Genomic DNA, 12,158 nt, shown 5'->3' on the forward strand with positions numbered 1-12,158 from the left:
TCCCATGTCTCCCGACATGTTTCACGGCGTGAATCACGAACTGTTCCCGGCCGACACCCGGTTCCTCGGCCGTACCGCCGAACTGGCCGCTGTGCGGGATGTCGTCGGGCGGGCGGACGGCGGCGACGGTGGGGTGTTGGCGGTACGCGGTGAGCCCGGGGTCGGCAAGACGTCGCTCTTGCGGACCGCGGTGGCCGTGGCCGGCTCCGCCCGGGTGAGCCACATCGCGGCGATCGAGTCCGAGTCCGACCTGCAGTACGCCGGACTGCACCTGCTGCTGTCGCCGTTCATGGCCTGTCTGCCCGCCCTGCCCGAGCCGCAGCGCCGGGCGATCAGCACCGCGTTCGGCCTGGAGTCCGGTCCCGCGCCGCAGCGTTTCCTGGTGGGCCTCGCCGCGCTGGGTCTGCTGACGGAGGCGGCGGCCGAGCAGACCGTCGTATGCGTCGTGGACGACGCCCAGTGGCTGGACCGGGAGTCCGCGGACGCCCTCGCCTTCGTCGCCCGCCGCGCCGGAGCCGACCGTATCGCCCTGCTGTTCGGCATCCGCGACCCCGACGGCGACGGCGACCCGGTCTTCGCCGGGCTGCCGGAGCTCCGTCTGGAGGGGCTCCCGGCGGACATCGCCAGAGAGCTGATCAGCGGTGCGCACATCGACGACCGGGTCGCCGAGCGGCTGGTCGCGGGCACCCGCGGCAATCCGCTGGCCCTGCTGGAACTGGCCCGGGAACTGTCGGCCGAGCAGTTGACGGGCGCGGCGGCGCTCCCGGACCCCCTGCCGGTGGGGCGCCGTATCGAAGAGGTCTTCCGGCGCCGGGTGGCAGCGGTCCCGGCCGCAACCCGGACCCTGCTGCTGGTGGCCGCCGCCGAGACCTCCGGCAACGCCCACCTCGTGTGGCGGGCCGCGGGCCGGCTGGGTGCCGGCCGGGCGGCGGCCGTGGCGGCCGAGGAGCGGGGGTTCCTGGTGTTCGGGCAGGGGGTCGGGTTCCGACATCCGCTGCTGCGCTCGGCGGTGTACCACGGTGCGGCGGCCGAGGAGCGCCGGCTGGCTCACGAGGCGCTGGCCGCCGAGGAGGACGACCCGGACCGCCGGGTGTGGCACCGGGCGCTCGCCGCGGTCCATCCCGACGAGGATCTCGCCCGCGATCTGGAACGGTCGGCGCGGCGGGCGGTGGACCGCGGTGGCTACGCCGCCTCGGCGCGCCTGCTGGGCCGGGCCGTGGAGCTGACCACGGACGAGGCGCGCCGGCCCGGCAGACTGCTGGCGGCGGCGCGGGCGACCCTGGAGACCGGCAACCCGGTCGCCGCCGAGGCCCTGCTCCGGCGGGTCGCTCCGCTGCCCGGGGCCGGGTCCGGACGGGCGGAACGGCTGCGGCTGCTGGCCGCGATCCGGTTCGCCCAGGGACAGGTACGGGAGACGGTCCCGCTGCTGCTGGAGGCGGCGGAACTGCTGCTGCCGGACGACGAACGGGCCGCCCGGGACACGCTGTTCCAGGCGTTGGAGGCGGCCACCTGGACCGGCAAGGCCGACATGACTGCGGTGGCGCGGGCCGTACGCGCACTGACACCCGGCGCCCCGGACTCCGCCTCTCCGACCGACCTGATCAGCGCCGCGCTGACCACCCGGCTGCTCGACGGTCCCGAGGCCGCCTACCCCCTCTACCGGCGTTGCGTGCGGAACCTGCTCGGCAGCGAGGAGCTGCGCGGTTTCAACCTGGGCAGTGTGCTCGCCGGCGAGATGTGGGACCTGGAGGGCCTGCTGGCGCTCACCTCGCGCTGGGTCGAACTGGCCCGGGCCCGGGGCGCGCACGGCGCCCTGTCGCTGGCGCTGCTGCTGCGGGCCATACCCGAACTGTGGCGGGGCAACTTCACGGCGGCGGCGGAGTTCGGCCGGGCCGCGGCCGACCTGTCCGATCTGACGACACGGCAGCAGGGTCGTACGGGCGGCGGTGTCGAGTTGCTGTACTGCGTGACCGGCCCCGAGCAGGCCGCGCGGGAGGCGGCCGGGGCCCACATCCGGGAGGCGACGGCTGCGGGCCGGGAACACTACGGCGCCCTCGTCCCGCACCTGGCCCTGTGCCAGTTGGAGGTGGCGCTGGGCGACTACCCGGCCGCGCTGACCCACGGCCGGCGGGTGTTCGCCGCCGACACCCCTGGGCCGACCAGCGCGAACGTCCTCCCGGAACTGGTCGAGGCGGCCCAGCGGTCCGGGGACCCGGAGACCGCGCGGGCCGCCCTGACCCGACTGCACACCGTCGCGACCGCCAGCGGCACCCCCGTCGCCCTGGGCCTGCTGGCCCGCTCGCGGGCGCTGGTCGCGGACGACGACGAGGCTGAGAAGCTGTACCTGGAGGCGATCGAGCACCTGGAGTCGTCCGCGGCCCGGCCGCAGACGGCCCGCGCGCACCTCGTCTACGGCGAGTGGCTGCGCCGGCGGCGAAGGCGGCGCGAGGCACGGGACAGTCTGCGGACCGCTCTCGCCCTGTTCGAGGCCGTCGGCGCCGAGTTCTACGTCCGGCGCGCCCGGACCGAACTGGCCGCCACGGGCGCGCGGTTGCGGCACCGCCCGGTGGAGTCCGCCGTCCATCTCACTCCGCAGGAGGCGCGGATCGCCCGGCTGGCCGCCGCGGGCGTGCCGAACCGGGACATCGCGGCGCAGTTGTTCCTCAGCCCCAGCACCGTCGAGTACCACCTGCGCAAGACCTTCCGGAAGCTGGGCGTGACGGCCCGAGGGCAACTGCGGGACGCGCTGGCGGCACTCGTGGATGGGGGTGCCGGGGGCGACGGGGGCGACGGGGGCAATCCGCGCGACGCGGCCGGGTCCGGGGCCGGGGGGCCGCAGGACGGGCGGACTACGGGTCTCAAGGATTCGGCGGGCCCGGCCCGGGACCTACGGTGACGACGCATGCCTCTTCCAGCTTGCTCCGGCTTCACCGACGAAGGGATCACCATGGGCGATAACCGCCCGCCGTTCACGACCCGATACCCAGGGCCCGCCGCAGGGACTCCTGGTCGATGAACTCGTACTGCTCGACGATCGCCCCGGCCCGCCAGCGGCAGACCGTGGTGAACGCGACGTCGAAGGCTCGGCCGGTCGCCGCCGCCTCGGTCCCGTCGGGGAGCCGTACCGGCCGCGTCACGCGTCCGCGCAACCGGGCGACGGTGCACGTCTGGTCACCGTGTCCGAACGCGGCCACGTAGGGCTGGGTGACCACGTGGTTCTCCGGGAAGAGGGTGCAGAACTCCCTTGCCCGGACGACGTGTTCGGCCCGTCCGTGCGGGTCTTCGTCACCGGCGGCCCAGGCCGTCAGGTCCGGGGCGAGGAGCGCTTCGTACGCAGCCCAGTCGCGTTCGTTCCACGCGTCGTCGATGGCCCGCATCCGGGTCAGGTTGGAGATCATCTCGGCGCCCTGCCGCCTTTCGTAGCCGCTCCGGTGTACCGGGACCGGCGCACCGGGAGCCATTCCAGGGCCCGGCGACCGCGTCGGGCCATACGTCACCTGACGGTCTGTCCGCCGTCGCCTTCCCGGCGGCCACTGAGCATGGTGAGGAGTCCGCATGTCCATCGAGCACTCGTCCGGCCCCGGGCCCGTCGGCGGGGACGCCGTCGGGCTCCTGGGGCGATCGGCGGACCTGGAGTTCTTCGCGGAGCTGCGCCGGCGGCTGGCGGACGGGGGCGCGGGGACGGCCGTCCTGCTGGAGGGCCCGGCCGGCGTGGGGAAGACCGCGCTGCTGGAGGCCGCCGCGGGCGGCGCACGGGCCTCGGGGTTCCGGGTGCTGCGCTTCGCCGGCGTGGAGTCCGAGGTCACGCTGGCCTACTCCGGCCTGCACCAGCTGCTCTTCGGCATGCGTGACGGCTTCGACCGGCTGCCGCCGGGGCAGCGTGCGGTACTGGAGGGGGTCCTCGGCAGCTCGGTGGCCCAGGCGCCGCCGGAGCGTTTCGCGGCCTCCGTCGCCGTACTCGAAGTCCTGCGGCGCACGGCGGAGGACGGCCCGGTCCTCGTCGTGATCGACGACGTCCAGTGGCTCGACCGGGCGAGCGGCGACGTCCTGGAGTTCGTGGCGCGCCGACTGTCCGGACTTCCGGTGGACCTGCTGGTTGCGGCCCGGGCGGGCCATGCGCACGCGCTCGATCGGCACGGACTGCTGCGCCGACGGGTCGAGACACTGGACGAGCGGTCCGCCGCCGCCCTGCTGCGGGCGGCCCACCCCGGGCTGGCCCCGCCCGCCTCCGAACGGCTGCTCCAGGAGGCCGCGGGCAATCCCTTGGCGCTGCTGGAGCTTCCCGCCCTGCTCACCCGGGAGCAGTTCGCCGGTGCCGCCCCGCTGCCGCTGTCCCTGCCCGTGGACGACCGGCTGGAGGCCCTGTTCGCCCCCCGGCTCCGTGAACTACCCGCGGCCACCTTGGAGTTGCTGCTGGTCGCCGCGCTGGAGGGGACCGGCGGGCTGGGCACGGTCTGGGCGGCGTATCCGGGCGGGATGGAAGCGGCCGACGCCGCGCTCCCGGCCGCCGAGGAGGCGGGCCTGGTGCGGGTGGACGCTCGGGCCGGCCGACTGGTCTTCCGACATCCGCTGGTCCGCTCGGCCGTCGTACGCACCTGCCGGCCGGGGCAACGGCGGGCGGCGCACCGCGCTCTGGCCGAAGCACTGGAACGGGACCCGGAACGCCGGATCGGGCACCTGGTCGCCGCCTCCCTGGGGCCCGAGGAGCACCTCGCGGCCGATCTGGAGCAGGCGGGGCACGCGGCCCTCGGGCGCGGCAGCGCCGCCCTCGCGGTGACCGCGCTGCGCCGGGCCGCGGAGCTCAGCCCGGAGCCGGCCGAGCGCAGCCGACGGCTGGCGCACGCGGCGTACGCCGCAGCCCAGTCCGGCGCCCTCGACGTCACCGCGGTCCTCGTCGACGACGGGTACGGGGAGCGGGCCTCGCCCCAGGACACCGCGCGCGCCACCCTGGCCAGGGTGTACGCGCTGCTGGAGACGGACGGGGACGCGACGGCCGCCCACCGGCTGCTGACCGGTGTGATCGACGGACTGCTCGCCACCGGGACGGACGGTGCCGAGACGGGCGGTGCCGGGACAGGCGGTGCCGGGACAGGCGGTGCCGAGACGAGTGGTGCCGGGCGGCAGCCGTCGCCCGCCGCGGTCCGCGAGGTCGTCGGCGAACTGCAGTTCCTGCTCACGCTGGTGGCGTTCTACGCCCAGCGGACCGATCTGTGGCCGGAGGTGCTGGAACGCTGCCAGGACGCCCCCGACCAGGTGCGGCTCTACTGCCTGGCCTTCGACGCCCCGCAGGAGCGGGCCCCGGAGGTCCGGCGGCGGATCCGGCGGGCGTTCGCCGCCCTCCCGCCCGACGCGGGCCCCCGGCCGGTCACCCAGCTCTCCATGCTCAGCGTCTACTTCGACGAGGCCTCCGAGTACCGCGAGCACTGGATGCGGGTCGCCCGGCGCTCCCGGGAGGGCGGCACCTTCGTGCAGTGGTCCTACGGCACCATCCTCCTCGGTCACGAGGCCTTCTTCGCCGGCCGTTTCGCCGAGGCCGAGGCGCTGGCCCGGGAGGGCCTGGCGATGGCCGAGGAGCTGGGGCACCGCCTCGCGGGATTCCGGCTCGCCTCCCAGCTCGCCCTGGTGGCGGCCGTCCGGGGCGACGCCGAGACCGTCGGCACGCTCACCCGCACCATCCTCGCCTGGAGCGAACCGCGCCGTCTGGGTCTGCTCCAGGTATCCGCCCGGCAGGCCCGCGCGCTGCTCGCCCTGGGGCGGGGGGACTACGAGACGGCGTACCACGACTGCGCGCTGGTCAGCCCACCCGGAACCCTCCCCCCGCTCAACCCGCGCGCGATCTGGTCCGTGTACGACCTGGTGGAGGCGGCCGTGTACACGGGCAGGACCGCCGAGGCACGCGTCCACGTCGCGATGGCGCGGAGCGCCTGTCTCGGGGAACTCTCGCCCCGGCTGGCGCTGTTGACGCACGCGGCGGCGGCCCTCGCCGGTCCGGTGGAGACGGCCGAGGCCGGATTCCGGCGGGCGCTGGCGGTCGCCGACGTCCACGCCCCCTTCGACCGGGCCCGGGTCCAGCTCGCCTTCGGCCGCTGGCTGCGCGCCCACGGCCGCGACCCGGAGGCCGCCCGCGAGCACCTGACGGCCGCACTGCACACGCTGGAGGAGCTGGGCGCCGTCCCCTGGGCCGCCGCGACCGCTACGGAGCTCGCCGCCCTGACGCCGCCGGCGGAGCCGGAACCGCTCGACGCGGAAGGCCTGCTGACGCGCCAGGAACTCCAGATCGCCGACCTGGCGGCCACCGGGCTCAGCAACAAGGAGATAGGCGCCCGGCTGTACATCTCCCCGCGCACGGTCAGCACCCACCTGTACAACATCTTCCCCAAGCTGGGCATCCGCTCCCGCGCGGCGCTGCGCGACGCCCTCGGGGCCCAGGCACGGGCGGCTCACGGCGACGGACACGTCGAATACGTCGACGGACCCGTCATCTGACGGTCGCGACCCGCGTCCCGCGCTTCCTAGCCTGCCGCCATGTCCGCACACGATGAACACCAGATACAGGCCGCCAACGACTCCGGCAGGACACCCGTGGTCTTCGTCCACGGGCTGTGGCTGCTGCCCAGCAGCTGGGACCGCTGGGCGGAGTACTTCGACCAGGCGGGTTACGCCGCCGTCTCGCTCTCCTGGCCCGACGACCCGGACACCGTGGCGGAGGCGAACAGCCACCCCGAGGTGTTCGCCGGCAAGACCGTCGGGCAGGTCGCCGACCACCTGGCGGACCTGATCGGCCGCCTCGACCGCAAGCCGGCCGTCATCGGCCACTCCTTCGGCGGCCTGCTCACCCAGATCCTCGCCGGCCGCGGCCTCTCCGTCGCGTCGGTCGCCATCGACCCGGCCCCCTTCCGCGGCGTCCTGCCCCTGCCCGTCTCCGCGCTCCGCTCGTCCGCGCCGGTACTGAGCAACCCGGCCAACCGGCACCGCGCGGTCCCGCTCACCTTCGAACAGTTCCGCTACGCCTTCGCCAACGCGGTCAGCGAGGAGGAGGCGAAGGAACTCTTCGAGACGTTCGCCGTCCCGGCACCCGGCGCGCCGATCTTCCAGGCCGCCACCGCCAACCTCAACCCCTGGACGGAGGCGAAGGTCGACACCGAGAACCCCGACCGCGGCCCGCTGCTGATCATCTCCGGCGAGAAGGACCACACCGTCCCGTGGGCCATCGCGAACGCCTCCTACAAACAGCAGTTGCACAACCCCGGCGTCACCGAGATCACCGAGATACCGAACCGGGGCCACGCCCTCACCATCGACAGCGGCTGGCAGGAAGTCGCCGAAACGGCCCTGACGTTCGTCCGCCGCTTCGCCTGAACAGATCCGGGCCGCCGCCACCACCCCGGAGGGTGTGAGCGGCGGCTCGGCCCCGCGGCCCCCAGAGACAGGAACGCCACACCACCGTGTCCAAGTCCAACGACCCGGCCCCGACGCCGATGCCGGCCTGGCTGCCCAGAGCGATCGCCGTCGCTCTCGTCCTCACGGCGGTGTTCGAGATGACGGTCTGGGCCGCCCGGCAGCTCGTCGGTCTCGGAGTGCTGCTGCTGGTCTCCTTCTTCCTGTCGATGGTGATGGAGCCGGCTGTGTCCCGTCTCCAGGCCCGCGGGATGGGCCGGGCCGCCGCGACCCTGCTCGTGTTCGCGGTGACCGTGGCCTCGCTCGCCGGTTTCGCCACCGCCGTACTCACCCTGCTGATCCACCAGACGGCCGAGGTCTCGCGCCGGCTGCCGACACTGCTCACCACCTTGGTCGAACGGATCAACGACACCTTCGGGACGACCCTCACCGCGGACCGTCTGACCGACGACACGGGAACCGTCGAGACGTACGCCCGGCAGGCCGCCGACCACCTCTGGGGCCTGTCCACCACCGTCGTCGGCGGCGTCTTCGACCTGCTCACCGTCGCGCTCTTCGCGTACTACTTCACCGCCGACGGCCCCCGCCTGCGCCGCGCCGCCCTGTCGCTGCTCCCTCCGCAACGGCAGCCGGCCGCGCACCGGGCCTGGACCGTCGCCCTGGCCAAGACCGGCGGCTACATGTACTCAAGGGCCCTGCTCGCCCTGTTCTCCACACTCGCCCACGCGGTGGCCTTCCTGGTCCTCGGCATCCCGTACCCAGTGGCCCTGGGGATATGGGTGGGCGTCGTCTCGCAGTTCGTGCCCACAGTCGGAACGTACGTGGCCGCGGCCCTGCCGACCCTGGTGGCGCTGACGGTCGAGCCCAAGGACGCCCTGTGGGTGATCGTCTTCGCGACGGCGTACCAGCAGGTGGAGAACTACGCCCTGCAGCCGCGTATCACCGCCCGCACGGTCGACGTCCATCCCGCTGTGGCCTTCGGTTCCGTACTCGCCGGGGCGGCCCTGCTCGGCGCAGTCGGTGCCGTCATCGCCATCCCCACCACCGCGACCCTCCAAGCCCTCGCGACGGCGTACCTGCCCCGCTACAAGGTCGCCCCCGCCCTGGATTCGACGGGCAACCCGCTCGAGGACCGCCCGATGTGACGGGGCGCCGACGCAGTTCAGCGGCGGCGGGGAAGACGTCGGTCCCCTGTGCCCACTCGCGCAACGACTCGCGTCGCCACCAGGAGCCAGGGGTGGCCCTGGCTCTACTCGTACGTCGCCGTGCTGGAATCGGGCCGGATCTCTTGGTGCCGGATCCTGGACGCTCCGCGGCTGCGGCCGGCCGACGATGTCGCCGAGGCTCCCGTGGCCCAGGTCCGCAGGGTGGCCGAGGACCTGGTCGAATGGGCCGTCGGGGCGCGACCCGGCACTCGACCGACCGCGCCGTGCCCTGTCCCGGGTGGAGCACAATCCCTGACGGGTTCGTCCACCGGACTGCGTATGGACCTGGGTCGCGTCGACCGGATCAGCCGAGAACATAGGTTTCATCACCGAAGTCAGCGACGATCTTCAACTTGCCGCCGAGCGCCTTGACGTAGGCAGCGAGGGTGTCGACCTCGCTGCGCTCCAGTTGCCCCTTCTCGATGCGTGAGACGCGGGCCTGGGTGACACCCATGGCTTCGGCAACCTGGGCCTGCGTGGCGTGCTGCCGTTTCCGCAACTCGGCAAGACGGTGCACACGGGAGGCCAGGACCATCGCCTGCGCCCCCTTCTGAATCTGATCCTTCTCAGCATCAGTGAAGGCGAAATCCTCTGCCAGGTCTCCCCAGGAGACGGCCTGCGGGTCCTTGAGGTGATCAGTCATCGCGCCCCGTCCTCTCCATCGATTCGCTTCAGATGCTCCGCGTAGGCCTGCTCCGCCTGGGGCACCGCAACGCGGTACCAGCCGGACCAGTTCCCGGCTTTGTCCCCGCCGACGAGGATCACGGCCTGGCGGTCCGGGTCGAATACGAACAGCAACCGCACTTCCGTGGCCCCTGCCGAGCCGGGGCGGAGTTCCTTGAGGTTCGGCAGCACCGAACCCTTGATCGTGTCCACCAGAGGCCGCCCCAGCGCGGGACCTTCCTCCTGAAGGGCAGTGACAGCCTGGCTGACCTGAATCAGGGTGTCGCGATCAGTGCGGCGCAGTTCGTGAAGCCACGAGAGAGCCGGCTCGACCACGACGATCTTCCAAGCCATGCACACGTCCCCATCTGCAATTTATTACACTGGCAGCATACACCACTGACGTCATAATGGGAGGACTGCACTTCTCGCAGTCACCTGCTGCCTCGACGGCGGGCATGTCACTACTTGCCGGGTCGAGAACGCCTGCTTCGGGATCTAAGTGGTTTTGGCGGGATGGCGCGAAGGGCTTCCGAGAGGTCAGCGCGGCTGGAGACCATGCAGCAGTAGGCACGCACCAGACCCTCGATGCCGTCGAGTACCGCCTTCGGATCGGCTGTGTCCTGCGTCGCGAACGCCACGGTGCCGTGCAGGGCGGCGCCCACGGCGAGCGTGAGACGGGCGGGTCCCCCTCGATGATTTCGCCGCGCCCCTGGGCGGAGCCTGTACGGCTCGTCCTACAGACCCTAGGCTCACTGATCCGCGTTGCTCAGTCGACCGGTTCCGTCATCGCGTGCGGCAGTACCGCCGGTTCGAGCAGCGACATTGTCCGCTGAGGCGCATCCAGGCCGACACGGATGCGGCATCGGCAGATTCGGGCCGGCATGTCCGAACTCGACGTCGCCCAGGACCGGGATCCACAGTCGCCACACCGCGTTTGACGGGATTATGCGACCTGTACGGGTGTCGCTGACCCAAGGTGTCTCGGGCGACGCACCTCCGTGGACGAGACGCGTTCGCCGCCAATGATCCGAGGAGCCGAAGAAAAAATGGGGCCGCGCGGCCGTAGGCGCGACACAGATAGCCTGCGCGAATGCAGCGGATTCAGCGGGCCGCCGGCGCGATCGTCGGCTCAGCGGTGGGTGACGCCCTGGGCGGCCCCTTCGAGTTCGGTCCCCAGGGAGCTTTCTCCGCGCGGTTCCCCGCGCCTGGAGCCGGTGGCGAGATGTGCGGAGGCGGGGGCTGGGATCCCGGCGAGGCCACTGACGACACGCAGATGGCCGTCCTGGTCGCGGAGTCGCTACTGGAGCGGGGCGGACTGGATCTTCCCGACATCTTCGCCCGCTTCCAGCGGTGGGCGGCATCAGAACCCAAGGACATCGGCCTGCAGACCGAAGACGTCCTGACCAACGGCATGCCCTGGGACCTCGCCGCCGCGATCCATTTCCAGGTCAACCAACGAGCAGCGGGAAACGGCTCCTTGATGCGGGCATCGACCTCCGCAGTCCACTTCGCGCCCGCCGGCCAAGAAGCCACCATGGACTCGGCCCGCCGCGTCGCTGCCCTCACCCACGGCGACCGCGCGGCCTGGGAAGGCACCGCGATCTTCCACGAACTCATCCGCCTCACATTCGAGGACACCGACCCCCTCACCGCGCTCCCGGACATCCTGGCTCATGTCCACCCCGACCACCGCGGCCGCTACGCCACCGTCCTCGCGCCCGACTGGCACCCCGATCAGGCGACCGAGTTCAACGGTGCCGTCTGGCCCTGCCTGGGCTCCGCCGTCTGGGCCCTGCGCACCACCACCAGCTTCGAAGACGCGATACGCGCGGCGATCGACCTGGGCGGCGACACGGACACCGTCGCCGCGGTGACTGGAGGCCTCGCGGGGGCCTACTACGGGCTGGGCGCAATCCCCGCTCACTGGACCCAGCTGCTCCATGTCCCCCTCCCCGGCTTCGACGGACGGGTGCTGCACCTGGCAGATCTGCTCCATCTTGCACACCGCCTCGCAGGCTGAACCGGGGTCCTGCTCCGCCGCGCTGGGAACAGCAGCCCGTGCCACGCAACCTGCAAATGACACAACGAATCGCCCTGGAGACACCATCGACCCGGACACAGCTGCGCCGCCCCGGCCCCTGTACGGCCCCTGGGTCTTGGCATCGACTCTCAGAGCAGTCGCCCGGAGGGCGAGCGACAACGGAACTCGTCTACTCCGCCGCAGGTCAGACGGGCTGGGGCTCCCCCGAGCACCGCCGGACTCCAAACCCACGAGCAGCGGATTCAGTCCGTCCAGGCAAAGTTGACGATCCAACAGGACAAGTTGAACGTTTCCGCAGTTCAGGGCCTGCGCTGGTGGGGCGGGTGGGACTCGAACCCACGGCCGACGGATTATGAGTCCGCTGCTCTAACCGGCTGAGCTACCGCCCCATAGCGGCGTGTCGCGTACATGTGTGCGCGCCGTCTGCCGCAGCATAGCCGCTCATACGATCTCCTGCTTCGGCTGGTCGGCGATCTGCGACGTTCCTGACCTTGAGGACATCGTCGCAGGCCCGGCGGTTCCCGGGGACATGAAAAAGGACCCCACCAGGGGTCCTCGTTCAGCATGCTCCCCCGACTGGACTCGAACCAGTAACCTGCCGGTTAACAGCCGGCTGCTCTGCCAATTGAGCTACGGAGGACCGAGCTCCCCCGACTGGACTCGAACCAGTAACCTGCCGGTTAACAGCCGGCTGCTCTGCCAATTGAGCTACGGAGGAATGCCTCGTTGCATCGAACGTACCTACCTGGGTATTCGCCAGGGGGCGGGCGCTCGCTGCGACACATACATTAGCGCAAGCAGGGGGGTGCTCCGCCAATCGGTACTCCCCAACACCGGAAGGGTCGCCG

General features: G+C 72.1%; 8 protein-coding genes, 3 tRNA genes and 1 pseudogene. 6 read left to right on the plus strand and 6 right to left on the minus strand.

Features of this window, described 5'->3' with window-relative positions; all coding sequences use genetic code 11:
- Positions 1-28: 28 nt before the first annotated feature.
- Positions 29-2,896, plus strand: coding sequence for an AAA family ATPase (locus MB828_RS44980; protein WP_301653215.1), 2,868 nt, complete (start codon positions 29-31; stop codon positions 2,894-2,896).
- Positions 2,897-2,969: 73 nt separating this feature from the next.
- Here MB828_RS44980 and MB828_RS44985 read toward each other — a convergent pair whose 3' ends face one another.
- Positions 2,970-3,398 (minus strand): ester cyclase, encoded by a 429-nt coding sequence (locus tag MB828_RS44985; protein ID WP_301653216.1) that lies wholly within the window; start codon positions 3,396-3,398, stop codon positions 2,970-2,972.
- A 157-nt stretch (positions 3,399-3,555) separates the two neighbouring features.
- Here MB828_RS44985 and MB828_RS44990 point away from each other — a divergent pair, with 157 nt between their 5' ends.
- The 4 genes and pseudogenes from MB828_RS44990 to MB828_RS45005 form a co-directional block, all read left to right on the plus strand.
- The gene (locus MB828_RS44990; RefSeq protein ID WP_301653217.1) at positions 3,556-6,486 is read left to right on the plus strand and encodes a helix-turn-helix transcriptional regulator; all 2,931 of its coding nucleotides are present in this window, start codon (positions 3,556-3,558) and stop codon (positions 6,484-6,486) included.
- 39 nt (positions 6,487-6,525) lie between these two features.
- The gene (locus MB828_RS44995; protein ID WP_301653218.1) at positions 6,526-7,359 is read left to right on the plus strand and encodes an alpha/beta hydrolase; all 834 of its coding nucleotides are present in this window, start codon (positions 6,526-6,528) and stop codon (positions 7,357-7,359) included.
- A gap of 86 nt (positions 7,360-7,445) precedes the next feature.
- A complete protein-coding gene (locus tag MB828_RS45000; protein WP_301653219.1) occupies positions 7,446-8,543 on the plus strand; it encodes an AI-2E family transporter in 1,098 nt (365 codons plus the stop codon).
- 90 nt (positions 8,544-8,633) lie between these two features.
- Positions 8,634-8,804: pseudogene (locus tag MB828_RS45005) on the plus strand (NF041680 family putative transposase); the annotation flags it as partial.
- A 103-nt stretch (positions 8,805-8,907) separates the two neighbouring features.
- Here MB828_RS45005 and MB828_RS45010 read toward each other — a convergent pair.
- Both MB828_RS45010 and MB828_RS45015 read right to left on the minus strand, forming a co-directional pair.
- On the minus strand, positions 8,908-9,246 hold the full coding sequence (locus tag MB828_RS45010; protein ID WP_301653220.1) for an XRE family transcriptional regulator: 339 nt from the start codon (positions 9,244-9,246) through the stop codon (positions 8,908-8,910).
- Positions 9,243-9,620 carry a type II toxin-antitoxin system RelE/ParE family toxin gene (locus tag MB828_RS45015; protein WP_301653221.1) on the minus strand — a complete coding sequence of 126 codons (378 nt, stop codon included), beginning with the start codon at positions 9,618-9,620 and terminating at the stop codon, positions 9,243-9,245. Before MB828_RS45015 ends, MB828_RS45010 begins: the two co-directional genes overlap by 4 nt.
- A gap of 739 nt (positions 9,621-10,359) precedes the next feature.
- On the opposite strand from MB828_RS45015, the gene MB828_RS45020 reads away from it, so the two are divergent.
- Positions 10,360-11,289 carry an ADP-ribosylglycohydrolase family protein gene (locus tag MB828_RS45020; RefSeq protein ID WP_301653222.1) on the plus strand — a complete coding sequence of 310 codons (930 nt, stop codon included), beginning with the start codon at positions 10,360-10,362 and terminating at the stop codon, positions 11,287-11,289.
- A 333-nt stretch (positions 11,290-11,622) separates the two neighbouring features.
- Here MB828_RS45020 and MB828_RS45025 read toward each other — a convergent pair.
- From MB828_RS45025 to MB828_RS45035, 3 genes are all read right to left on the minus strand, one after another.
- Positions 11,623-11,699: transfer RNA gene (locus MB828_RS45025), tRNA-Ile, on the minus strand.
- Positions 11,700-11,877: 178 nt separating this feature from the next.
- Positions 11,878-11,950 (minus strand) — tRNA-Asn (locus MB828_RS45030).
- 5 nt (positions 11,951-11,955) lie between these two features.
- Positions 11,956-12,028 (minus strand) — tRNA-Asn (locus MB828_RS45035).
- Positions 12,029-12,158: the final 130 nt, after the last annotated feature.

This window comes from Streptomyces arenae (assembly GCF_022343545.1).
Lineage (GTDB): Bacteria > Actinomycetota > Actinomycetes > Streptomycetales > Streptomycetaceae > Streptomyces > Streptomyces humi.

Coding starts and splice junctions, on each gene's coding strand:
- MB828_RS44985 (WP_301653216.1), bottom strand. CDS start 3,398: ATGATCTCCAACCTGACCCGGATGCGGGCCATCGACGACGCGTGGAAC.
- MB828_RS44990 (WP_301653217.1), top strand. CDS start 3,556: ATGTCCATCGAGCACTCGTCCGGCCCCGGGCCCGTCGGCGGGGACGCC.
- MB828_RS44995 (WP_301653218.1), top strand. CDS start 6,526: ATGTCCGCACACGATGAACACCAGATACAGGCCGCCAACGACTCCGGC.
- MB828_RS45010 (WP_301653220.1), bottom strand. CDS start 9,246: ATGACTGATCACCTCAAGGACCCGCAGGCCGTCTCCTGGGGAGACCTG.
- MB828_RS45015 (WP_301653221.1), bottom strand. CDS start 9,620: ATGGCTTGGAAGATCGTCGTGGTCGAGCCGGCTCTCTCGTGGCTTCAC.
- MB828_RS45020 (WP_301653222.1), top strand. CDS start 10,360: ATGCAGCGGATTCAGCGGGCCGCCGGCGCGATCGTCGGCTCAGCGGTG.